Source organism: Bradyrhizobium sp. UFLA01-814 (assembly GCF_046718885.1).
Taxonomy (GTDB): Bacteria; Pseudomonadota; Alphaproteobacteria; order Rhizobiales; family Xanthobacteraceae; genus Bradyrhizobium; species Bradyrhizobium elkanii.
Window position 1 is genome coordinate 14,340 of record NZ_JAQOSR010000064.1, and the last position, 23,070, is coordinate 37,409.

27 protein-coding genes are annotated in these 23,070 nt (G+C 65.3%); 8 read left to right on the plus strand and 19 right to left on the minus strand.

Annotated features, from left to right (window positions below; all coding sequences use genetic code 11):
- Positions 1-120 precede the first annotated feature (120 nt).
- The 6 genes from PMN64_RS20395 to PMN64_RS20420 all read left to right on the plus strand — a co-directional run bounded on the left by PMN64_RS20395 (position 121) and on the right by PMN64_RS20420 (position 5,086).
- Positions 121-381 carry a hypothetical protein gene (locus tag PMN64_RS20395; protein WP_028341358.1) on the plus strand — a complete coding sequence of 87 codons (261 nt, stop codon included), beginning with the start codon at positions 121-123 and terminating at the stop codon, positions 379-381.
- A 671-nt stretch (positions 382-1,052) separates the two neighbouring features.
- Positions 1,053-2,195, plus strand: coding sequence for a type III PLP-dependent enzyme (locus PMN64_RS20400; RefSeq protein WP_016842601.1), 1,143 nt, complete (start codon positions 1,053-1,055; stop codon positions 2,193-2,195).
- Between the two features lie 130 nt (positions 2,196-2,325).
- Positions 2,326-2,943, plus strand: a complete 618-nt coding sequence (locus tag PMN64_RS20405; protein WP_411781914.1) for a GNAT family N-acetyltransferase — start codon at positions 2,326-2,328, stop codon at positions 2,941-2,943.
- Positions 2,944-2,954: 11 nt separating this feature from the next.
- Entirely contained in the window at positions 2,955-3,122 is a 168-nt protein-coding gene (locus PMN64_RS20410; RefSeq protein ID WP_411781915.1) for a hypothetical protein, read from the plus strand.
- Between the two features lie 91 nt (positions 3,123-3,213).
- The gene (locus PMN64_RS20415; protein WP_028332860.1) at positions 3,214-3,603 is read left to right on the plus strand and encodes a RidA family protein; all 390 of its coding nucleotides are present in this window, start codon (positions 3,214-3,216) and stop codon (positions 3,601-3,603) included.
- A 40-nt stretch (positions 3,604-3,643) separates the two neighbouring features.
- The gene (locus PMN64_RS20420; protein WP_304500217.1) at positions 3,644-5,086 is read left to right on the plus strand and encodes a homospermidine synthase; all 1,443 of its coding nucleotides are present in this window, start codon (positions 3,644-3,646) and stop codon (positions 5,084-5,086) included.
- Positions 5,087-5,216: 130 nt separating this feature from the next.
- On the opposite strand, the gene PMN64_RS20425 is transcribed toward PMN64_RS20420, so the two are convergent.
- From PMN64_RS20425 to PMN64_RS20470, 10 genes are all read right to left on the minus strand, one after another.
- A complete protein-coding gene (locus PMN64_RS20425; RefSeq protein ID WP_304498602.1) occupies positions 5,217-5,957 on the minus strand; it encodes an acetoacetate decarboxylase in 741 nt (246 codons plus the stop codon).
- 119 nt (positions 5,958-6,076) lie between these two features.
- A complete protein-coding gene (locus tag PMN64_RS20430; protein WP_411781916.1) occupies positions 6,077-6,409 on the minus strand; it encodes a hypothetical protein in 333 nt (110 codons plus the stop codon).
- 81 nt (positions 6,410-6,490) lie between these two features.
- Positions 6,491-7,207 carry an MgtC/SapB family protein gene (locus PMN64_RS20435; protein ID WP_018269700.1) on the minus strand — a complete coding sequence of 239 codons (717 nt, stop codon included), beginning with the start codon at positions 7,205-7,207 and terminating at the stop codon, positions 6,491-6,493.
- A 74-nt stretch (positions 7,208-7,281) separates the two neighbouring features.
- Positions 7,282-8,301 (minus strand): WD40 repeat domain-containing protein, encoded by a 1,020-nt coding sequence (locus tag PMN64_RS20440; protein WP_411781917.1) that lies wholly within the window; start codon positions 8,299-8,301, stop codon positions 7,282-7,284.
- On the minus strand, positions 8,301-9,347 hold the full coding sequence (locus PMN64_RS20445) for a CobW family GTP-binding protein (RefSeq protein ID WP_411781918.1): 1,047 nt from the start codon (positions 9,345-9,347) through the stop codon (positions 8,301-8,303). Before PMN64_RS20445 ends, PMN64_RS20440 begins: the two co-directional genes overlap by 1 nt.
- Positions 9,348-9,404: 57 nt before the next feature.
- Complete coding sequence (locus PMN64_RS20450) at positions 9,405-10,277, minus strand: metal ABC transporter substrate-binding protein (RefSeq protein ID WP_411781919.1); 873 nt, start codon at positions 10,275-10,277, stop codon at positions 9,405-9,407.
- A gap of 5 nt (positions 10,278-10,282) precedes the next feature.
- Entirely contained in the window at positions 10,283-11,152 is an 870-nt protein-coding gene (locus PMN64_RS20455) for a metal ABC transporter permease (RefSeq protein WP_028341367.1), read from the minus strand.
- 5 nt (positions 11,153-11,157) lie between these two features.
- Positions 11,158-11,913 (minus strand): metal ABC transporter ATP-binding protein, encoded by a 756-nt coding sequence (locus PMN64_RS20460; protein WP_028341368.1) that lies wholly within the window; start codon positions 11,911-11,913, stop codon positions 11,158-11,160.
- 5 nt (positions 11,914-11,918) lie between these two features.
- The gene (locus tag PMN64_RS20465; RefSeq protein ID WP_304498597.1) at positions 11,919-12,110 is read right to left on the minus strand and encodes a hypothetical protein; all 192 of its coding nucleotides are present in this window, start codon (positions 12,108-12,110) and stop codon (positions 11,919-11,921) included.
- Positions 12,111-13,141: 1,031 nt separating this feature from the next.
- Positions 13,142-14,059: a LysR family transcriptional regulator gene (locus tag PMN64_RS20470; RefSeq protein ID WP_304498596.1), complete on the minus strand. Its 918-nt coding sequence runs from the start codon at positions 14,057-14,059 to the stop codon at positions 13,142-13,144.
- 343 nt (positions 14,060-14,402) lie between these two features.
- Between PMN64_RS20470 and PMN64_RS20475 the strand changes: the two genes are divergently transcribed.
- A complete protein-coding gene (locus PMN64_RS20475) occupies positions 14,403-15,716 on the plus strand; it encodes an MFS transporter (protein ID WP_411781920.1) in 1,314 nt (437 codons plus the stop codon).
- Between the two features lie 21 nt (positions 15,717-15,737).
- Positions 15,738-16,811 (plus strand): tartrate dehydrogenase, encoded by a 1,074-nt coding sequence (locus tag PMN64_RS20480; protein WP_411781921.1) that lies wholly within the window; start codon positions 15,738-15,740, stop codon positions 16,809-16,811.
- Between the two features lie 260 nt (positions 16,812-17,071).
- Here the strand turns inward: PMN64_RS20480 and PMN64_RS20485 are convergent, their stop codons facing one another.
- The 9 genes from PMN64_RS20485 to PMN64_RS20525 all read right to left on the minus strand — a co-directional run bounded on the left by PMN64_RS20485 (position 17,072) and on the right by PMN64_RS20525 (position 22,907).
- Positions 17,072-17,836, minus strand: a complete 765-nt coding sequence (locus PMN64_RS20485) for a serine O-acetyltransferase (RefSeq protein ID WP_411781922.1) — start codon at positions 17,834-17,836, stop codon at positions 17,072-17,074.
- A gap of 154 nt (positions 17,837-17,990) precedes the next feature.
- A complete protein-coding gene (locus PMN64_RS20490) occupies positions 17,991-18,461 on the minus strand; it encodes a DUF2852 domain-containing protein (RefSeq protein ID WP_411781923.1) in 471 nt (156 codons plus the stop codon).
- A 130-nt stretch (positions 18,462-18,591) separates the two neighbouring features.
- Entirely contained in the window at positions 18,592-19,293 is a 702-nt protein-coding gene (locus tag PMN64_RS20495; RefSeq protein ID WP_411781924.1) for a TetR/AcrR family transcriptional regulator, read from the minus strand.
- A gap of 121 nt (positions 19,294-19,414) precedes the next feature.
- On the minus strand, positions 19,415-19,945 hold the full coding sequence (locus tag PMN64_RS20500) for a dihydrofolate reductase family protein (protein ID WP_411781925.1): 531 nt from the start codon (positions 19,943-19,945) through the stop codon (positions 19,415-19,417).
- 187 nt (positions 19,946-20,132) lie between these two features.
- Entirely contained in the window at positions 20,133-20,498 is a 366-nt protein-coding gene (locus PMN64_RS20505) for a YciI family protein (RefSeq protein ID WP_028341377.1), read from the minus strand.
- Between the two features lie 90 nt (positions 20,499-20,588).
- Positions 20,589-21,014 carry a YciI family protein gene (locus PMN64_RS20510; protein WP_411781926.1) on the minus strand — a complete coding sequence of 142 codons (426 nt, stop codon included), beginning with the start codon at positions 21,012-21,014 and terminating at the stop codon, positions 20,589-20,591.
- A 155-nt stretch (positions 21,015-21,169) separates the two neighbouring features.
- Positions 21,170-21,586, minus strand: a complete 417-nt coding sequence (locus PMN64_RS20515; RefSeq protein ID WP_411781927.1) for a YciI family protein — start codon at positions 21,584-21,586, stop codon at positions 21,170-21,172.
- Between the two features lie 134 nt (positions 21,587-21,720).
- Complete coding sequence (locus tag PMN64_RS20520) at positions 21,721-22,092, minus strand: nuclear transport factor 2 family protein (protein WP_411781928.1); 372 nt, start codon at positions 22,090-22,092, stop codon at positions 21,721-21,723.
- Between the two features lie 143 nt (positions 22,093-22,235).
- On the minus strand, positions 22,236-22,907 hold the full coding sequence (locus PMN64_RS20525) for a glutathione S-transferase family protein (RefSeq protein WP_411781929.1): 672 nt from the start codon (positions 22,905-22,907) through the stop codon (positions 22,236-22,238).
- Positions 22,908-23,070 lie beyond the last annotated feature (163 nt).

The window sequence follows — 23,070 nt, forward strand, 5'->3', positions numbered from 1 at the left end:
GTTTTTCGCCTTGAAAATGCTGCCCAATCTATATCACGCGATACGGCATTTTTGGGCCTTTTGCGCTTGATAGATGGGCACTTTTCGGAGAGATTGCGCCCCCTGAACAGGACCTATTCCATGACCATGCAGCCCTCCACCTCAGGCAACCGCACCATCGTCTGGCCGAGCGTCATCACCGTGATCTCGGCGGCGATCCTGATCGGCGCGGAAGTGTTCGGCGCGGCGTTCGCCGGCGGCTGGGCGCTCGCGATCCTGCTCGGACTCGACGATGTCGCCGCGCACATCCTGCAGGCGGTGCTGTTCGGCATCGGCGTCTTGATCATGATCGCCTTCATCCGCGCCGCGCAGCGCGTCGAGCCGTTCACGCGTCGCGCGTGAGCTTGAGCGATTCAAGAAAGCGCTGCGGCACAGGGCTAAAACGCACACACGCTTCGTTAGTCATTCTTAACAGCCGTTCATCTTCAGCGCCTCCGACGCGTGCTGCGCGCGACATCGCAAGCACGCGTTAGGGAAATTTGCCGCTATCGCAAAAAAATTCTTGCGCCGCGAAGTCAAAAGACTTATTTCCTGCCTTGCCCAATTTCGCACGTGCCTGTGGTCGTGTGTCAGTCGGTAGGTATCCGGACAAGAGGCCGGACAGCCGCCAAGGGGTGGAAGAACCGAGGGTCGCTTACGTCCATCAGGACACGAGGCGGCCAGCATCTCTCTCCAGGGATGCCGTTGAAGGTCTCACCACTCTTTGCAACCGTGACTGGCAGCCGGAGGCGAACCGGCGCACCCCGCTCTCAACGGGGGACGCGACTTAAAGCAACGACGGATCGGGCTTTTTTGGTCTCTACCGGCGGTCCAACGCCGGCCCGGGCTACTGAAAAGGCTTGTCCTTCATTGCCAGGTGAGCGGGCGGGAAACTCTCCCAACCAATCCACGGCAGCACAGTCTGGTTTGAGTCTCTTGGCCTCAACGCGCCTCCATCGCGCGATGTGGCCGAAGCGCTCTTACCCGACGTCACGTTGATGCGGATCCCGTCGCTGGGGCCGTTGGAGAGTGCCATGACTGAACGTATCCAGGAATTCCTGCGCAACCGCCGCCAGGATGGTCTCGACACCGAGCCGTGCCTCGTCGTCGACCTCGAAGTCGTGCGCGACAACTACCAGACCTTCGCGAAGGCGCTGCCGGACAGCCGCGTGTTCTACGCGGTGAAGGCTAATCCTGCGCCCGAAGTGCTCTCGCTGCTGGCCTCGCTCGGCTCCTGCTTCGACACCGCGACCGTCGCGGAGATCGAGATGGCGCTGGCCGCCGGTGCGACGCCGGACCGCATCTCCTATGGCAACACGATCAAGAAGGAGCGCGACATCGCGCGTGCCTTCGCGCTCGGCATTCGCCTGTTCGCGGTCGACTGCGCCGCCGAGGTCGAGAAGGTCGCCCGCGCCGCCCCCGGCGCCAAGGTGTTCTGCCGCATCCTCTATGACTGCGCCGGCGCCGAGTGGCCGCTGTCGCGCAAGTTCGGCTGCGACCCGGAGATGGCGGTCGAAGTGCTCGACCTCGCCAAGCGCCTGGGTCTGGAGCCGTGCGGCATCTCGTTCCATGTCGGCTCGCAGCAGCGCAAGGTGAAGGCGTGGGATCGCGCGCTCGCGATGGCGTCGACCGTGTTCCGTGACTGCGCCGAGCGCGGGATCAACCTCACCATGGTCAATATGGGTGGAGGCTTCCCGACCAAGTACCTCAAGGACGTTCCGCCGGTCCTGCAATATGGCCGGTCGATCTTCCGCGCGCTGCGCAAGCATTTCGGCAACCAGATCCCGGAGACGATCATCGAGCCGGGCCGCGGCATGGTCGGCAATGCCGGAATCATCGAGACCGAAGTCGTTCTGATCTCGAAGAAGAGCGACGAGGACGAGGTGCGCTGGGTCTATCTCGACATCGGCAAGTTCGGCGGTCTCGCCGAGACGATGGACGAATCGATCCGCTACGCCATCCGCACCCCGCATGACGGGGCGGACATGACGCCGTGCGTGCTCGCGGGCCCGACCTGCGACAGCGCCGACGTGCTGTACGAGAAGCTGCCGTATCCGCTTCCGGTGACGCTCGAGATCGGCGACAAGCTGCTGATCGAAGGCACCGGCGCCTATACGTCGACCTACTCGTCGGTGGCGTTCAACGGCATTCCGCCGCTGAAGACCTACCACATCTGACCCGCCTCCTTTTCGAGGCTCGATAAACCGGGAGCCGGCCCCGCCGGCTCCTCCCCGATCATTTTTGACTTTCCTGAACGACGCTTGCCGCGGCGTACGACATGCCGTTGCAAGCGGGGACTGACGTGCCATGACTGCAAAACGGAACACCCCCGTTGCCCTCATCCGAGATGCCGCCCCGTTCGCGATCCGTGCGGAGCGTGGCTCGGACGTCGTCGCGCGCGAAGCGCTGCTGGATGCCTGCTTTGGCTGCAATCGCCATACGCGCACCTGCCAGCGCCTGCGCGACGGACGCGCGCCCGCCGAAGGCCTGAGCCTTGCGGCCGTGCGCCAGGACGGCCGGCTGGTTGGAACCGTGCGGTTGTGGCACGTCAGCGCGGGGGGCCGCAGCGCGCTGATGCTGGGGCCGCTGGCAGTCGACGACGACTGCCGCAGCCTCGGCGTCGGCGCCGCGCTGATGCAGCGCGCGCTGGCGGTCGCGAAGGCGCGCGACCACGGCGCCGTGATCCTGCTTGGCGATGCGCCCTACTACGCCCGCTTCGGCTTCACCGCGGCCAAGACCGGCGAGCTGTCGCTGCCTGGCACGTTCGAGCGCGAGCGGCTGCTCGGCCTCGAGCTTGTCGCGGGCGCGCTGGACGGCGCCTGGGGCATGATCACGCCGACCGGCGCGCCGCTGCCCGAGGCCAAGACATCGCGGACGCGATCCCGGACCCGGAAGGCACCGCTCGCCGTGCCGCACGCGGCGTAAGGTGGGCCGTCATGTCGGAGCACCTTCCCATCACCGATGGCGCGCGCCCGCGTTGGCGCGGCCTCGTCACCACGGTCATGCTGATCCTGATCTCGGTGATGATCGTCAGGGATATCCTGGTCCGGCGCTGGACCGGCTCGCCGCCATCGCCGCCCGACACCACGCTGCAGTCCCACTAACGCCGGCCGCGCCAGGCCTGAACCAAGGGGTTGCGCGGGCGGCAAAAATGCCCGTAAACCCCGCGCAAAGCCATTTTTCGTCGAGGTCCAGATGTCCCGCCGCCTGATTTCCACCGGCTCGCCCTTTGAGAAGACCGCCGGCTACAGCCGCGCCGTGATCGACGGCGACTTCGCTTTCGTCGCGGGAACCACCGGCTATGACTACGCCACGATGACCATGCCATCGGATGTCACGAGCCAGTCACGGAACTGCTTCAAGACCATCGAGGCCGCCCTCAAGGAGGGAGGCTTTGCGATGGCCGACATCGTTCGCGCGACCTACTACCTCACCGATGCCCGTGACGTGGATGCCCATTTCGCGGTCTGCGGCGAGGTCCTCGGCGACATCCGCCCGGCCGCAACGATGCTGATCGTCGCGGGGCTCTACAAGCCCGAGATGAAGGTCGAGATCGAAGTCACCGCGAAGCGTCGCAACCCCTGATCCACTCTATCCGCCGCTAGGCACTCTCCTGGAGAAAATGATGAGCCCCGCCTCGCAGATCTACGCGAAGATCACAGGTCCCATTGTCATGATCGGCTTCGGCTCGATCGGCAAAGGCACGCTGCCTTTGATCGAGCGGCATCTCGATTACGACAAGTCGCGCGTCACCGTGATCGACCCCAAGGACGAGGGCCGCAAGGCGCATTGCGAGAAGCACAACGTCAAATTCATCCAGAAGGCCGTGACCAAGGACAATTATCGCGACCTGCTGAGCCCGCTGCTCACTGAAGGCGGCGGCCAGGGCTTTTGCGTCAATCTGTCGGTCGATACCGGCTCGACCGACATCATGGAGCTCTGCAACGAACTCGGCGCTCTCTACATCGACACCGTCAACGAGCCTTGGCTCGGCTTTTATTTCGATTCGTCGAAGGGCCCGGAAGCGCGCTCCAACTACGCGCTTCGCGAAGTGACGCTGGCCGCCAAGAAGGCGCGCCCCGCGGGCTCGACGACGGCCGTCTCCTGCTGTGGCGCCAATCCCGGCATGGTCTCGTTCTTCGTCAAGCAGGCGCTGCTCAATGTCGCTGCCGATCTGAAGCTCAATGCCCCGAAGCCGAAGACCAAGGCCGAATGGGCGGACTTGATGCGGCAGGCCGGCGTGAAGGGCATCCACATCGCCGAACGCGACACCCAGCGCTCCAAGTCGCCGAAAGAGCCTGACGTCTTCGTCAACACCTGGTCGGTGGAAGGTTTCCTGTCGGAAGGCGTGCAGCCGTCCGAACTCGGTTGGGGCACCCATGAGAAATGGATGCCCGAGAATGCCCATACCCACGAAGCCGGCTGCGGCGCGGCCATCTATCTGATGCAGCCCGGCGCCAACACGCGCGTGCGCACCTGGTGCCCGACCCGCGGCGCGCAGTATGGCTTCCTCGTCACCCACAACGAGTCGATCTCGATCGCCGATTACTTCACGGTGCGTGACGCAGCGGGCACGGCGATCTATCGGCCGACCTGCCACTATGCCTATCATCCGGCCGACGACGCCGTGCTGTCGCTGCATGAAATGTTCGGCCGCGCAGCGAAGATGCAGGAAAAGCACCACATCCTCGACGAGAACGAAATCGTCGATGGCATCGACGAGCTCGGCGTCCTGCTGTTCGGCCATGACAACAATGCTTACTGGTACGGCTCGCAGCTCTCCATCGAGGAGACCCGCAAGCTCGCGCCCTATCAGAACGCCACTGGCCTGCAGGTGACGTCCGCCGTGCTCGGCGGCATGGTGTGGGCGCTGGAAAACCCGAACGAAGGCATCGTCGAGGCCGACGAGATGGACTTCGATCGTCTCTTGGAAATCCAGCTGCCGTATCTCGGCCCGGTGAAGGGTTTCTACACCGACTGGACCCCGCTGACGGATCGTCCGGGACTGTTCCCGGAAGATATCGACACCAGCGATCCCTGGCAGTTCAAGAATATTCTGGTGCGCTGACCCGAAAGGTCATCCCGGGATGCGCGCTCAGGCGCGCAGACCCGGGATCTCGAGATAGCTGCGCGAGATTCTCCGGTGCGCGAGTGCGCACCGCTGTTCATCGCTGGCGCGATGCCCCGGAATGACTTCGTCATCTCGCCATGTAGTCGAACGCGACCGAGCCGAGGCCGAGCGTCAGGTCCGCCTTGAAATGCAGCGCCGAGATCACCTCGCGCACCGGCAGGCGGGCGACGTCGCACAGCGCGTGCGGAAACAGCCCGAGAGCGGCGGGACCGGTCCAGGCCTCCTTCAGCGTGATGTCTTCCAGATGAAACCGCACCAGCTCGCAGATCCGCGGGCTGCCGTCGACATGCGGGATGATTTTCAGAATGAAGTTCGGCGCTGTCATCGATTTCAGCACGGTGTCGAGGTCGACCTTGCGGTGCTTGTAGCCCATGGTGGCGGAGGCGCAGAGCACCGAGCCGTAATGCAGCGAGCCGACCAGCACGTCGCTCTCGACCTCGATCCTGGGCTTGGCCAGCTTCTTCGGAAATCCCCACAGCTCGCGGCCGCCGGCGATCGGACCTTCATCGTCGAGATACATCGCGTGGGTATAGGCACCCTCCTCGCCCCTGAATCGAACCGGGATCACCTGCCCGGTCTCGGTGTAGTCGCCGAAACCGGTCGAGTCCGGCATGCGGATGAACTCGTACTTCACCACCGGCTCGGCGACCTCGAGCGGCTCCGGCACCACGGCGGCGAGCGCTTCCGGGTCGGTCTTGTAGGTGATGATGAAATATTCGCGGTCAAAGAACCGGTAGGGGCCCGGCGGAAACGACGGGTTGGTGAGCGGCATCGAATAGGCGGTGCGCCGGACGTCCTCGATCTTCATGGCAGGCCCCATCTGTCGTTGGCAAGACGACAGATTATGGAGGGCGCCAGCGGCGGAGGCGAGACCGTATAATCGGCAGAGTCCGTCAAATCCGCGTCACAATGCGGGCCGCGGCGCGCTTACTTTTTCTCGATCGGCGGCGCGGTCTTCTCCGCGGGCGCGGGCGGCAGCATTGGCTTGGCGCCGGACTTCTGTGCCTCATCGTCGGGACGCGCGGGCTGCGGCGCCGGCGTGGTCGGCCGCTCGCCGCCCGGCTTCGACTCGGCCGGCGGCGCCGTCTGCTGCGGCTCGGGCGTCGGCGTCGGTTGCAGCGGCTGGGTCGCCTGCGCGATCTCTTGCGGCGGGGCGGCATTGATCGCGTGCAGCGAAAGCACCGCGATCGCAACGCCCGCCGCCACCAGCGTCGAGGCGATCAGCATGTCGATTCGCAACCTGCTCCGATCCACGGCCATCTCGTTCACCTGCGCCTTGTCCGCGGGGTCAACGATCCCGCCACGGCATGGTTCCGAAGCGGTGCCTGCGGGAACCTCGGCTCAATCCGTGGTGCTGACCTCCCAGGTCGCGTGCCGCACGCCGGGCTGATGCTGCAGGTCGACCACCACGGCATTCAGCTCGTTGGGTTCGACCGCGGTCGAGACCAGTGTCGCCACGATCTCGAGGAAGTCGTCGCCGGCCTCGACCACGTCGACATCGGCGACCGGGTAGTTCGCGGCCTCCAGCTTCTCGACCAGGCGATCGCGCATGTCGGGCAATGCCTCGGGGGTGACCGCGAGCTTGAAATAGTAGGTCGCCTCCGAGGCCTTCTCGTTCAGCGGGATGCGGTTGATGGCGTTGACCAGCGGACGCAGCAGCGTGTTGCCGGCGATCACGAACACGGTCAGCGCCGCCGCCTGCGCCACGAGGTCAGCACCGGCGCAGGAGCCGACCGCGGCCGAGGCCCACAGCGTCGCCGCGGTGTTGAGGCCGCGCACGTCCATGCCCTGCTTCATGATGACGCCGGCGCCGAGGAAGCCGATCCCCGACACGACATAGGCGATCACCCGCACCGCGCCGTCGGCGCCGGCCAGATGCATCGCGAGGTCGACGAAGGCGGCAGCGCCGACCGCGACCAGCACATTGGTGCGCAGACCCGCGGTGCGCTGCCGGTACTGCCGTTCGGCGCCGATCAGGGTGCCGAGCACAAAGGCCGTGGTCAGGCTGACCAGCGTGTCGATGAAGTCGGCGAGCTGGAATGTGGTGAGAAACCGCATGGCGCTGCCCCGGCGCGAGCTTCGTCTTTTGACGCGTTTTCTTCGCTCGAAAACGCTTCGTCTGCCGCGATCTCTTACATTTCCACGATGCCCGCGTCACCATCTTCCGTGCCGAAGGCGAGCAGCGTGCCCTTGGCATTCCATCCCAGCGCCGACACCGCCGTGCCGGCGTTCCGGCGCACCAGGATCTCGGCGCCGTCCTCGAGGCGGACCATCAGCACGGTGCCGTCGGCATAGCCGACCGCCATGATGTCGTTCTTCGGATGGCAGGCGACCACGGCGACCCGCGCCGGCATCGGCGCCAGCATCGCCGGCTCCTTGCCCATCGGCCCGTCCTTGCTGGTGAACGGCCAGACGATCACGGTATCGGCGCCCGAGGTCGCGAGCCCCTTGCCGCCGGCGCTCCATGACATCGAGCGGACGCGGCCGGGATAGCCGCTCATCCGCATGTGCCGGTTGTCGGCGAGCCGCCAGCCATGCATTGCAGGTTCGTGCATCGCGGTGACGAGGAATTTGTTGTCCGGGCTGAACATGACGGCGAGATGCGAGCCGGCCCATTCCAGAAACTCCGGATTGGCCGCCATGTTGGGAAACCACAAGGTCACGCCGTTGTAATGTGCGATCGCGAGCCGCAGGCCCTTCGGCGCAAAGGCAAGCCCGCCGACGGTCGACGGCACCTCGAAGGTTTTCTCTTCGCCCTTGGGATTGCGCACGAAGGCGGTCTTGCCCGCCGACCATGCCAGCGTGCCGTCGCCATGCAGCGCGACATTGTCGATCCAGCGCCGCTTGGCGTCGGTCGCAATGACAGAGGTCCCGCCCTTGGCATCGATCGCGATCAGCTTGCCGTCGTCACCGCCGGTGACCAGCCGCTTGCCGTCGGAGGCGGCGCACAGAATGGCGCCGAAATGCGTCTCCGTCCGTGTGATTTCGCCGTCGGCGGTCGCGATCGCAACACCCTCCTCGGCGCCGACGAAGAACGCGCGGTCGCCGAGGAAATAGACCGATCCGACAGCCGCGCCGAGCGGCAGCGGCTTGACGCGGTCGGTGATCGAAACGATGGAAGAAGGGGCCTCGCCCGGATCGAACTCTTTCATCACGTGGTGATGCACTGCTCGAAGCCGTCGCGGATCGCCTGCTCGGGCAGTTCGCGACCGATGAACACGACGCGGCTCTCGCGCTTCTCGCCGTCCTTCCATTTCCGCTGATGGTCGCCCTCCAGCATCATGTGGACGCCCTGGAACACGTAGCGGTCGTCATCGCCGGTGAAGGCGAGAATGCCCTTCGAGCGCAGGATCTTCTGACCCTCGGTGGCGACGAGCTGCTGCAACCAGGGCATGAACTTGGTCGGGTCGAGCGGCTTCTCCGAGCGCAGCGACAGCGACTGCATGTCCTCGTCGTGATAATGCTTCAACCCGCCATGGCCATAGTCGTGATCGTGGTGGTGGTGATGATCATGGTCATGGTGATGATGATCGTGATCGTCGCCGGCCTCGAGGAAATCGGGCTCGATCTCCAGGATGCGGTCGAGATCGAACGCGCCGCGCTCCAGCACATCGGTCAGCCCGACCTGGCAACGCTCGGTGCGGTGCAGCTTGGCATAGGGATTGATGCCGCGGATGCGGGCTTCGACCTCGGCGAGCTCGGGCTTGGAGACCAGGTCGGTCTTGTTCAGCACGATGACGTCGGCGAACGCGATCTGGTTCTTGGCCTCCGGCGCGTCCTTGAGCCGGTCGCTCAGCCATTTGGCGTCGGCGACGGTCACGACCGCGTCGAGCCGGGCGTTCTTCTGCACGTCCTCGTCGACGAAGAAGGTCTGCGCGACCGGCGCCGGATCGGCAAGGCCGGTGGTCTCGACGATGATGGCGTCGAACTTGCCCTTGCGCTTCATCAGGCCGTCCATGATGCGGACGAGGTCGCCGCGCACCGTGCAGCACACGCAGCCATTGTTCATCTCGAACACTTCCTCATCGGCGCCAATGATGAGGTCGTTGTCGATGCCGATCTCGCCGAATTCATTGACGATGACGGCGTATTTCTTGCCGTGGTTTTCCGACAGGATGCGGTTCAACAACGTGGTCTTGCCGGCGCCGAGATAGCCCGTCAGCACGGTCACAGGAATTTTTTGCGAAGCTTCAGCCATAATAACTCCGAAGGAACTTGGATCTCGGCACTCAACCCCGGCAAGGAGGCCCCTGCCCTACTCGGCGAGCGCGCTGGTCAGGGCCTTTATATTGTGCCTGACCATATCAATGTAAGTGGGTGCATCGCCCTTTTCGGCCGTCAAACCGTCCGAATACAGGGTGCCGCCGACCCGGGCACCGGTCTCGGCCGCGATCCGCTCGATCAGGCGGGGATCGCTGATATTTTCGAGAAAAACTGCCGGAATTTTCGCAAGCTTGATCTGGGCGATGATCGCGGCGATATCGCGCGCGCTGGGCTCGGAATCGGTGGACACGCTGAGCGGCGAGAAGAACGTGACCCCGTAGGCATCGGCGAAATAACCGAAGGCGCCATGGGTCGAGATCACCTTGCGCCGCGCCTCCGGCACTTTCGCCACCGCCTCATGCACCTCGCGGTCGAGCGCCTCCAGCTTGGCCAGATAGGCGTCGGCATTGGCTTTGAACACGGCAGCTTGGTCGGGCGCCACCGCGATCAGCCCGTCGCGAATATTGACGACGTAGATCTTCGCATTGGCCACGGATTGCCAGGCATGCGGATCGTCATGGCCACCCATTTTCCGTGGCATGATCCCCTTGGTCGCCACCGCGATCGGCGCCTTGCTGCCCGAGGCCTGCAGCAGCCGCGGCATCCAGCCTTCGAAGCCGAGGCCGTTGATGACCACGAGCTTGGCGTCGGCGACCTTCTTGGCGTCTGCCGGCGTCGGCGCGTAGACATGGGCATCGCCGTCGGGCCCGACCAGCGCCGTCACGTCGACATTATTACCGCCGACATTGCGCACCATATCGGCGAGGATCGAGAAGCTCGCGACGACATTGATGCGCTCCGCGGCGCGCGCCGGTCCGCTCGCCAGCAGCAGCGCCAGACCAATCAAACCGAACAATCGCCGCATCGTACTCACGCCTCGAGATGGCGGCCGGGAAACAGCTGCCGCACCAGGCCGCTGACATTGCCGAACAGCAGCGACACAATATAGAGCCCCGCCGCGACCAGGATGATCGCGGGACCGGAAGGAATCCGGGTCTGGTACGACAGCACCAGCCCGGCATAACCCGACACAATCGCGCTCGCGACCGCGATGCAGATCATGGTGGTGATGTCGCGCGACCAGAACCGCGCGATGCCCGCGGGCAGGATCATCAGTCCGACGCCGAGCAGCGTGCCGAGCGCGTGGAAGCCGTTGACGAGGTTGACCACGACGAGTGCGAGGAAGGCGAGATGCGCCGGCGCGCCGGCCCGGCTCACGGTGCGCAAAAATACCGGATCGACGCATTCGATCACCAGCGGGCGATAGATCACTGCGAGCACCAGCAGCGTGAGGGTGGCGTTGAACGCGATCACCAGCAGGGTCTGGTCGTCCATCGCCAGGATGTTGCCGAACAGCACATGCAGCAGGTCGATATTGGTGCCCTTGATCGAAACAATCGTGACGCCGAGCGCGAGCGAGACCAGATAGAAGGTCGCGAGCGAGGCGTCCTCCTTCAATTCGGTGGTGCGGGCGACGAGGCCCGCGAGCAGCGCCACGGCAAAGCCGGCGATCAGGCCGCCGGTCGTCATCGCGAACAGGTTGAGCCCGGACAGCAGGAAGCCGATCGCAGCCCCCGGCAGGATCGCATGCGCCATGGCGTCGCCGACCAGACTCATCCGCCGCAGCATCAGGAACACGCCGATCGGCGCACCGCCGAGCGACAGTGCGATCACCGCCGCCAGCGCGCGGCGCATGAACTCGAATTCGGTGAAGGGCGTGACCAGCGCGTCTGAAAGCATCGGCGTCAAGCGGCCCGCGAGCGTGGATCGGCGGCGCAGGCCGCGGCGCTGTCGTCGAACGCCTCGCACATCCGCATCGCGACCATCAGATTGTCCGCCGTCAGCGCCTCGGCGGTCGGTCCCCATTCCACCGGGCCGCGCGCCAGCAGCAGCGTCTCCGGGAAATTGTTACGCACCATGTCGAGGTCGTGCAGCGCCGCCAGCACGGTGCGCCCCTCGCCGTTCCAGCGCTTCACCAGCGCCAACAAATCGGCTGATGTCTTGGCATCGATGGCGTTGAAGGGTTCGTCGAGCACAATCAGGCGGGCGTCCTGCAACAGCACGCGCGCGAACAGCATGCGCTGGGTCTGGCCGCCCGACAGCGTGCCGATCGGGCGGTTCTCGAAACCGTTGAGGCCGACCGCGGCGAGCGCCGCCAAAATCTTCTCGCGCGCGGCCTTGCCGATGCCGCCGAAGAAGCCGGTCGAACGCCACAGCCCGGTGCCGACGAAGTCGAACACCGAGATCGGGAAGCTGCGGTCGATGTCGGCAGACTGCGGCAGATAGGCGATGTCGCGATGATCCAGCCCGTCGAGATCGATCACGCCCGACAGCGGCTTGAGCACGCCGGCGATGCCGCGCAGCAGGGTCGACTTGCCGGCGCCGTTCGGGCCGATCACGGCGAGCAGCGCACCCGCCTCGACGGCACCATTGAGATGATGCACCGCCGGGTGGCGGTCGTAGCCGAGCGTGACGTCGCGGAAGGTAACAAGAGCAGCCACCGGTCTCACCTCATCGCCAGCCAGACGACCGCCCACAGGCCGGCGCTGACCGCGAGCGCCGCGAGCAGCCGGGCCGGCACGGGCATGCGCAGGATCGACCAGTGCGCGGCCTGCGCCGGATGCGCGTGCGGGCCGTGGCTGTGCCCGTTGGGGGCGTGGCCGTGATGGTGGTGGTCGTGGGTGTGCGTATGCGCCATGCAACGACTGTTATATTATAACATAACGCGAGTCTACAAACGAGGAACTCATGGCCGACCCGCAAAACCGGGGAGATTTGAGCCGCGGCTGGGGGGCAAGTCGTTTGTCTACCAGCTTGTCCATGAGAGCCAGACCCAAAGCTGCCAATTCCGTCACCCTGAGGTGCGAGCAGAGCGAGCCTCGAAGGGCGACGGCCCGGCTGGTGGCCGTGCATCCTTCGAGGCTCGCAAGAGCTCGCACCTCAGGATGACGGGATGTACTGGATCGCTTGGTCGAGCCGGGCGATGACAGCTTTAATGGTGACGCAGCTTCGCATTCTGGCGGCATGTTATCGATTGGCGCGTGCGGAAAATACCGGCGGAAGGCCTTCGGCGACGGAGAGTCAGCCCTTATGCGACCAGCACATAGACCAGCATGGCGGCGGTGATCGCCATCCAGACGAGCGAGAGGCGGAAATACAGCAGATCCCAATTCATGGGCGCGAGCGTACACGCCCGCGCTGACGCCAACCTTTCACCAGGTTAAGGCATCGCGGATTGATTCACTAAGCACGCCAGCGGAATGGATTGGTGGTTGGCACGCCGGAAGACACAGCTCCGGCCCTCAATTCAAGAACATGGCAATCGCCATGAGGATAACCGGGCTTAGCCCCATCAGCACGACAAACACGCTGTAAAGTAGGTTGCCCATAACGCCGCCCTACGTTGGAAGGGGAAGCTATGCCGGGAGGAACTCGGCAAGCCAGTGCAGTTTGTGCCAGCGGTGTTCGAGCTTTAGGAATTACCGAGTTATCTCCGTGGCTTAGCTTAATACCCCCGTAACATTACGGGGGCGACGCAGCTCAGGCAGAGAAAAGGGCGACGAGCGCCACCACCGCCAAAGCGGTAGCGACGCACCCTGCGATCATGACCCAGTCCTGACGCTTCGCCATGCCGGGCACGCTCACCCTGGCCGGCGCAGGTCGTGTTGACCTAGGTCAACCGGCCAAAATCATTCATCGGCCGTCGAGGCATCACGCAACGAAGCGCCCTCACGCCTCGCGCGCGTAACTCTTCAACCGTGCCTGGAGCACCGCGATCACCTGGTCGCGGACCGGATCGCGGGAGCCTTTGAGCCAGGCGGCGGCGAGCGGCAACCGGCCGGCGCTGCTGCCGCGCTTCAGGCGGAGCGGCACAAAGCGGACGCCGGGGATCGCCATCCGCGCGGTCCAGCGCGGCACGATGGCGACGCCGAGCCGCGCTGCGACCATGTTGACGATGGTCTGCTTCTCGTCGGCAATCTCCTGGATGCGCGGCGTCAGCCCGGCCTCGTCGAACAGTTTTGTCGTCAGATCGTGGCTGTGCGGCCGCGAGCGGCGCTCCGGCACGATCAAGGGCTGATCCGCGATGTCGGGCAGCACGATCTGCTTGCGCCGCGCCAGTGCGTGCTTGTGCGACAGCGCCACCACGGCGGTCTCCTGCAGCAGCGGGACAAACTCGATGCGCCGGTCGGGCCGCTCCGGCGGGCGCACGAACGCAAGGTCGAGCGCGCCCGACAAGAGCTTCGGCAGCAGGCGGATGGTCTTCTCCTCGAGCAGTTGCACCGCGACGTCCGGATAGGCGGCGCGAACGTCGCGCAGCAACGGCGGCAAGAGGCCGGCCGCGGCGCTGTCGATCGCGCCGATCCGGAAGCGCCGCGCCTGTGGCTTGCGCAGGCGGCGGCGAAAGCCGTTCTCGATCGCCTCGGCGCGGCCGAGCAGCGCGCGGCCCTCACGCAGCAGCACAGCCCCGTCCTCGGTCAACGACACCGCGCGCGTGGTGCGCGCGAACAGCCGCACCCCGAGATCCTCTTCCAAGAGCTTGATGTGGCGGCCCAGCGCCGACGGCATCATCTGCAGGCGCTGCGCCGCGCGGCCGAAATGCAGTTCCTCGGCAGCCGCGACGAAGCAGCGAAGCTGGTGCAGTTCCAAGACGTCGCTTCCTTATGCCCTGCGTTCGTCATGGCCGGGCTTGTCCCGGCCATCCACGTCTTTCTTTGCCGCCAAGACGTGGATGCCCGGCACAAGGCCGGGCATGACGCCAAGTGAGACCGGGCCCGATTATATCATTTTTTTGTATAAACCGGCGCGGGTTGAAGCGAAAGGGCGCGAGCTTCTAGGCTTTCCATTGGTGATGAATTCAGGTTGAGCTTCGGCCGCGAAGAAACTGCGCCCCCTCTCCCGCTTGCGGGGGAGGTGGAACGGAGACTACAGGCGCCACCTCAACCCCACATTCATCACGACGAAAAAGAACACGAACCCGGGGAAGAAGCCCATGGAAAGCGAGCTTGGCACGCGCGTATTGCGCAAGATCTCACTGCGCATCGTGCCGTTCATCATGCTGCTGTACTTCGTGGCCTTCATCGACCGCGTCAATATCGGCTTCGCCTCGCTGACCATGAACAAGGACATCGGCCTGTCGCCGACCGTCTATGGCTTCGGCGCCGGTATCTTCTTCTGGGGCTACTTCCTGTTCGAGGTGCCCTCCAACATCATCCTGCACAAGATCGGCGCGCGGATCTGGATCGCGCGGGTGATGATCACCTGGGGCCTGGTCTCGGCGGCGATGGCGCTGGTGCAGGGCGCGACCAGCTTCTACGTGCTGCGCTTCCTGCTCGGCGCCGCCGAGGCCGGCTTCTTCCCCGGCATCATCCTCTATCTGTCCTACTGGTTCCCGGCGCGGCAGCGCGCCGCCGTCACCGCGCTGTTCATGGCAGCGGCACCGCTCTCGACCGTGCTCGGTTCGCCGCTCTCAGGTGGGCTGCTGGAGATGGACGGAATGCTCGGCTTCAAGGGCTGGCAATGGCTGTTCGTGCTGGAGGCGGTGCCCGCCGTGCTGCTCGGCGTCGTCGTGCTGGGCTTCCTGACCGACCGCCCGGAGCAGGCCAGATGGCTTGCCGACGACGAGCGCGCCTGGCTGGTCAAGACCATGAAGGCCGAGACCGACGGCAAGGTCTCAACCGCGAGCCACAGCATCTGGCGCGGCCTCGCCGACCCGCGCGTGCTGGCGCTGGCGCTGGTCTATTTCGGCACCTCGGCCGGGCTCTACACACTTGGGGTGTGGGCGCCGCAGATCATCAAGGCGTTCGGCCTGTCGTCGATCCAGGTCGGCTTCCTCAACGCGGTACCGGCGACGGTTGCCGTGATCGCGATGGTGTTGTGGGCGCGGCATTCCGACCGTACCGGCGAGCGCACCTGGCACGTGGTGCTGGCCTGCCTGATAGCCGCGGCGGGACTTGCGCTTGCCGGGCTGTGGACCGGCCTTGCCGCCGTGATCGCGGCGCTGACGCTGGTCAATATCGGCATCTCCTCATCGAAGCCGCCGCTATGGAGCATGCCGACCATGTTCCTGTCGGGCTCGGCCGCCGCGGCCGGAATCGCCACCATCAACTCGATCGGCAATCTCGGCGGCTTCGTCGGGCCGGCGATGATCGGCTGGATCAAGGAACGCACCGGCAGTTTCGAGGGCGGCCTCTATTTCGTCGCCGGCCTCCTGGTGCTCTCGGCCGTGCTCACGCTGCTGCTGTCGCGCGCGCAGAGCGCGCCGGCACAATCCGAACCGCAACCCAATCCCGTGCGAACCCGCTAACCACTCATCCGGAGACAACCCATGCGTACCCATTCCATCGCCGCCATCCCCGCCGACGGCATCGGCCCCGAAGTGATCTCCGCGGGCGTCCGCGTGCTGGAGGCGCTGGCGAAGCGCAGCGGCGACATCAGCTTCAACGTCAAAACCTTCGACTGGGGCTCGGACTATTACAAGAAGCACGGCGTGATGATGCCGGCCGACGGCCTCGCGGAGCTGAAGAACTTCGACGCGATCTATTTCGGCGCGGTCGGCGCGCCCGATGTGCCCGACCACATCACGCTGTGGGGCCTTCGCCTGCCGATCTGCCAGGGCTTTGACCAATACGCCAATGTGCGGCCGACAAAGATCCTGCCCGGCGTCGCCTCGCCGCTGCGCAATGTCGGCGTCGGCGATCTCGACTGGGTGATCGTGCGCGAGAATTCCGAAGGCGAATATGCCGGCATGGGCGGCCGCGCGCACAAGGGCCTGCCGGAGGAGGTCGGCACCGAAGTCGCCGTCTTCACCCGCGTCGGCGTGACGCGGATCATGCGCTATGCGTTCCAGCTGACGCAGTCGCGGCCGCGCAAATTCCTCACCGTGGTGACCAAGTCGAACGCGCAGCGCCACGGCATGGTGATGTGGGACGAGATCGCCGCCGAGGTGGCGAAGGACTTCCCCGACGTCACCTGGGACAAGATGCTGGTCGACGCCATGACGGTGCGGATGACGCTCAATCCGAGGAGCCTCGACACCATCGTCGCGACCAACCTGCACGCCGATATTCTCTCCGACCTCGCCGGCGCGCTCGCCGGCAGCCTCGGCGTCGCGCCGACCGGCAACATCGACCCGCAGCGCCGTTACCCGTCGATGTTCGAGCCGATCCACGGCTCGGCCTTCGACATCACCGGCAAGGGCATCGCCAACCCGGTCGCGACCTTCTGGACCGGTGCGCAGATGCTGGAGCATCTCGGCGAGAAGGACGCCGCGGCGCGCCTGATGACGGCGGTGGAGAAGGTGTGCGCCGCCGGCGTGCTGACGCCCGACGTCGGCGGCAAGGCGACGACCAAGGAAGTCACCGACGCGGTGATCGACGCGATCCATGGGTCGAATGTGTGAGGGGGCGGTCGCTTCGCATCATGCAGTGAGGCGAGCACGCTAGTAGGGCTCCCTCCCCCCTTGCGGGGGAGGGTTGGGGAGAGGGGTACCGCTTGCACCGCACTCAGTTAGAGCGGCGACACCTGCTGCGCGCTGATGCAACAGCATCATCCACTCTGACACCACGCCCGGGGCCACCCCTCTCCCCACCCTCTCCCGCAAGGGGAGAGGGAGCCTGAGAGTGTGCTCACCTCACTAAGCGCCGGCCGAGAGTGCTCACCTCACGAAAACGTCCCCGCCTCCGCGCAATTCGTTAGCCGCGCCGGCACGCCGACGGCGGTGCAGCCGGCGGGCACATCCGTCGTGACAAGCGCGCCGGCGCCGATCCTGGCGAAATCGCCGATCGAGAGATGTCCGATCACCGTGGCGCCAGCGCTGAGCAGCACGCCGTGGCCGATTGTCGGCGCGCGGCGCGGATCATCCTGATGCCGCGCGATGGTGACGTTCTGCAAAATCGTGACCTCGTCGCCGACCGAGGCCAGCGCGCCGATGATGATGCCGGTGCCGTGATCGAGGAACACAGCGGTTCCGATCCGGGCCGACGGGTGAATGCTGATCTGCAACTGGTCCGCCGTCGCGCTTTGCATCATGAGCGCAAGGTCGGGGCGGTCCTCGCGCCACAGCCAGTTCGATACCCGCCAGGCTTGCAGCGCGACGAAGCCCTTGAAGTTGAGCAGCGGCGGCAGGAAGCCCGTGATCGCCGGATCACGGCGCACGATGGCTGTGAGATCGGTGGCCGCGGCGTCGACCAGCGCGGGCTCGGCCGCATAGGCTTCGCGGGCCGCGCGCATAAACTGCGCACGATCCTCTTCCGCGCGGCCGATATGCCGGCCGATCAAAAAGGCGAGCGCACCGCCGAGATCGCCCTGATCGAGGATGAAGGCGGCCGACGCCTCGAGGAAGGGATCAGCCGCGATCGCGACTGCCGCTTCGCGCCGGATCGCAAGCCAGAGGTCGCCAGCCGTCACAGTCACCGATCCCGCCATGGTCTTCACCTCATCGTCCGGATCCCAAACGATAGAGTGGGCGTGACCTCGCCAAAATGCAAACCGCCCGCTTGCTCATCGCAAACGGGCGGCTCAGGGCCATCAGGTTCTATGGGGGCACATCGCCTGAGGGCTCAGTGCTTGCCTCGCACGATCAGCCCTGCGGCGGCTGGTCGGTCGGCGGGGTCGGACGGGTCTTGTGCTGGGCCATGAAGGCGTCGAACTCTTCCTTGTCCTTGGCGTGACGCAGGCGATCGAGGAAGTTCTTGAACTCGACCTGCTCCTCCTCGAGACGGCGCAGCGTATCCTGGCGGTACTCGTCGAAGGCGCGGTTGCCGCTGGAGGGCGGACCGAAGCCGCCGAACGGGAAGCCGCGGCGCTCCATGCGGCTCTTCATCCGCTCCATCTTGTTCTGCCAGCGATCCATGTCGTTGTGACTCCAACAGGCCATCTTTCTGCTCCCGAGTGTGAAAAAGAGAAGGGCGAGGCCGATCGGCCACCAGATCATGAAGCCGAGGATGATCCCGGCGATCTTCAGGGGATGCCACGGCGTCGCGTAGAAGTAGGGACGGTAGGGCTCTTCGACGGGGCCGCGCCAGCGATTGACATCAGCGGTGTAGGCCATTTCCTTCTCCATCACGGCATCACGCCGTTGTGAATGTAAATAACATTTACATAGGTAGCCGATCCCTTGGGAAAGTCAAGCAGCGCGGATGACGCACCCTTCGGATTATTTTTGGCTCTGCCGTTGAACCTTATTTCGGCTTGCCCCACGGACCGGCCGGCTTTTCGTCGGCTGCCGCTGTTCCAAGCCTGCGGTCGGTCGGGAAGCCCAGCCCGCGCAGATAGATCAGCACTTCGGCCTCGAGCAGCTCCTCCGGCGACATCGGCAGCTTGCGCCGCGCGGCATCGCCGCGGCCGAACAGCGAGGCGACACCGTGCGACATCGCCCAGATGTGCAGCGCCATCATCATCGCCGGCGGACGCGGCATGCCGGGCGGCGCCAGTGCCGCGAGCCGTTCGGCGGCGGCGCGGATGATCGCAAAGGCGCGCTCGCTCGCGGCCATCAGGGTCGGATTGGAATCGACCGGCAGGCCGGATTCGAACATCGCCGAATAGAATGCGGGCTCCTCGCGGGCGAAGGCCAGATAGGCCTTGCCGACGCGCTCGAACGCCGTGACAGTGTCGGGGCGGCCGTCGTCCCAGGCCTGCGTCAGCAGCGATTCGAACTGCTCGAAGCCGCGTTGCGCGATGCTGGCGATCAACTCGTCACGGTCGCGGAAGTGGCGGTACGGCGCGGCGGGGCTGACGCCGGCCATCCGCGCGGCATCGGCGAAGGTGAAGCCGGCCGGCCCCTTCTTCGAGATCAGGTCGAGGGCGGCCTGCAGCAACGCCTCTTTGAGATTGCCGTGATGATAGCCGCGCTCGGCGCGGCCTTGGTCCTTGCGCCAGCTCATGTGAACGGCTTTTACATGAGCCGGCGGTAAAGGTCACTAGCGGGCGGCGGCGCATCAATCAAGATTAACGGACCAGTCAGTCAGGGGGCTTCCGCGCAACGCCGTCAGGCGCGCTGCGTGACTAGGCGGGGACGTAGGTCAACCTGATCGTGTTCTCGCCTATCCGGTCGCTTGCCACCAGGCGGAGCGGCGCGCGGGGCCCGACAAAGAATGGCTTGCCGCGCCCGAGCACGATGGGCCGGAGGTACAGTCGATACTCGTCAATCAGGCCAAGCTCGGTCAGACTCCCCGCCAGGTCCGGCCCGGCGACTTCGATCTCCCCGTCGAGCCGGGCCTTCAGCCCGCGCACCGCCGCCTCAAGGTCCCCCTCGACCAGTGTCGCGTTGGGTCCGACGGATTTGAGCGAGCGCGACACGACCCACTTTGGCCGTCTCCGCCACACTGCCGCATAGTCGCGCTCCTCTGCATCCCAATCAGGAAGGTCGTCGTCCCAATAGCGCATCACCTCGTACATGCGGCGGCCATACAACATGCCGGCCACGCCGCGCACCTGCTCGATGAAATGACGAAAGAGCCCGGCGTCCGGCACCATCGCCTGATGATCGACATAGCCGTCGAGTGACTGGTTCAGTCCGAAGACGAGCTTCGCCATGGCGCAAGACCTCCACTCCAGGGCTTTCTGATTTGCTCAGGCCGGCGTGACCTGGACACGAGGTCGACCACTGGCGAGCGGAGGCCCTCTCCGCGAGTTACACAGTGGAGAGGGCCTCCATCCGCCGCGCGCGCGCGACGACCTCCCCCGCGCGCGCGGGAGAGGTTCAGGGAGCCTGCGGCTGGGACTATCGCCCCGGGATCGGCAGCACCGGCATGATTTCCACGGCTTCGCCCGGGAAGATCGAAAAATGCGGATGGTTCTCGAACAACTTTGCCGCCGCTTCATGCGAGGGCGCGCGCACCACCGTGAAGCCGGTCATCAGATTGGCGATGTCGGTGACGCCGCCCTGCCCGACCTTCTTGGTCTTGCCAAGCGGTCCGCCCATCTCGACGATCACGTCATGGTGCTTCTCGACCCAGGCGCCCCAGGCCGCCATGCCCTGCTGCTCCTTGGCGCGCCGTTCGGCCTCGGGCAGCGCGTTCCAGGCGGCCATGCGCGAGCCGGTGCTGCCGCCACCGAGATAGACGGCGAGGAAGGTGTTGGTGCTCATCTTGCGTCTCCATTGTAGTCGTTGCTGGTTGACGATGGTTAGTGATGCGATGCCGCCCTGCGGCAGCATCGCGACTTGGATCATGCGGTGTCAGCGCAGCGCCTTGCCCCAGCCGCCCTGCGGATGCTCGAAGGTCGCGGCGGCCTGCTGCACCTCTTCGGAGAAATCGGCCATCTCCTGCACCTGGCGGATCTCGATCATCTCGTTCGCGGTGGCCGGGCATTTCCTGGCCCATTCGATTGCCTCGGCGCGCGAGGCGACCTCGATCATCCAGAAGCCGCCGATCACTTCCTTGGCCTCGGTGAACGGGCCGTCGATCACGACCGGCACGCCGGTGTCGAACTTGACGCGCGCGCCGGCAGCCGGCGGATGCAGGCCTTCCAGCGTGATCAGCACGCCGGCGTCCTTCAGCGCCTGATTGTACCGCATCATCGCGGCGACCCGTTCGGGGTCGAGCTCGAGCTTGGCCGGCGTGGACTCGTAGCCGAGCGGGATCATCAGCATCATGAAACGCATTGGTCGGATTTCCTTGCCTGTTGAATCACTCGCAATCTTCACCCTCGTCATGCCGGGAAGCCCCACGCGGCGCCGGCCCGGAATCCACGACTTGCGACGGAGATCATGTATTCGGAGCGCATCGCCGGCGCGATATCGCGGAATGACGTCGGGTGTCATTTCCTGCCCACCTGCGCGCGCAGGCGCTCTCCCCGCTCGCGCAGTTCGGGCGTCAGCGCCTCGCCGAAATCCTCCGCGGCAAACACCTGGCGGATTTCGATCTCGGAGCCGACGTCGAACGGCGCGCGCTTCATCCAGTCGATCGCTTCATCGAGCGACCTGGTCTCGATCAGCCAGAAGCCGCAGACGAGATCTCCGGTCAGGCTGAACGGTCCTTGGGTCACGGTGCTCTGCCCGCCGGCATATTTGACCCGCGCGCCCTTGTTGGTCGGGTGCAGGCCCTCGCCGGCCTGCATGACGCCGGCCTTGACCATCTCCTCGTTGAACTTGCCCATCGCGGCGAGCAGTTCGGTGCTCGGCATCACGCCGGCCTCGGTATCCCTGCTCGCCTTCACGATCACCATGAACTTCATCGTCCTGCTCCGTTGTCTTGTTCAGCTGCTTTGCCGGTATCTCCGGTGCTCGTCTCAAGGACGACGCGGGGCTTGCCACGCCGACAGGGTTTGCGAAATTATTTCGGAGGTCATTGCATCGCGCGCCACAGCCCTCAGCGTTCTTGCCTGACGAGTTCTCCGTCCTGGTGCGACGGGCCGAAATAGACGTCGATGCGCGACACCTTGTCGCCGTCGAACACGAAGAACTCGGTGTTGCGAAAGCTCTTGCCGTCACGCGCGACGCAGCGATAGGTGACGAAGGCCTCGACGCCGTCGACCATGATGCGCTCGATCTCGTGGCGGCCGATCCAGCCGGAGTCGCGCCAGCACTCGGCGAAATAGGTCGGCTTGTCGATGTTCTCGCCATAGGGCGTCGAGAAGCGGAAATCCTCCGCGAACGCCGCCTCGACGGTCGCGCGGTCATTGGCGAGGTAGGCGGCGAAAAGGGAGCGGATGATCTCCGCCCTGTTGCCAGCTGCAGCCATGTCGTCTCCACACGTATCGCCCGGGCCTCCGGAGCGGCCAGCGCTCCGGAAACCCGGGCCTCCGGGAGATGACGAGCGAGACGGCGCAAAAGCGACATCACGCTACAGTTTATTTTTGGAACCGGATCGGAGGTCGGCTTGCTTCAGGTTTCCTGCGGGAACATGCCGAAATAGGGCTCGGCCTCCTTCAGGACGCGCGCGAAGGACGGCCGCCCCATCAGCCGCTCGAGATAGGCCGCCAGATGCCGATGGCCGTCTCCGAACGGCTCGACCTTGTTGCCGTAGAATATCGTCGGCGCGGCCGCGCAATCGGCCAACGAGAAGTGCTCGCCCATCATCCAGCCGCCCTGCGCGCGTTGCTGATTCAGGATCAGTTGCTGATCGAGGATCGCATAGGAGGTGCGGAGCTGGGCCCGCGCCTCGGCGACGCCATGGGGGTCCTTGCGATCGGCAGGCCGCAGGCGATCGCCGACCACCTTCTGCATCGGCAGATGGACATAGAGATCGAGAAAGCGGTCGCGCAGCCGGATCTGCAATGCGAGGTCCGGATCCTCGGGGATCAGCCTGACGGCACCGGGATAATGCCGGTCGAGATATTCGATGACGATGCTCGATTCCGGCACCGTCTCGTCCCGCGTCTCGTCGCGGAGCACGGGAAAGCGGCCGATCGGCGACAGCGCGAGCAGCGCCGCGCGCTCGGCGGGATCGCCGAGATTGACCATGTTCGGCTTGAACGGCGTGCCGTTCTCATAGAGCGCAATCAGCGCCTTCCAGCAGAACGAGGACAGCGGGTGGTAATGCAGGGTGAGCGACATCGGAACTCCATCATGGAACCAGTGCCCGGAGGACGAATCGGAGTCCGCCTGGCCGACATCTCGTGCCACGACTATTTTGCGATCGCGGTGAGCAGATACTCGAACCTCGACGCGCCTTCGTCGAGGACGCGAATCAGAGAGCGAGATCGATCGGCGAAGCGGC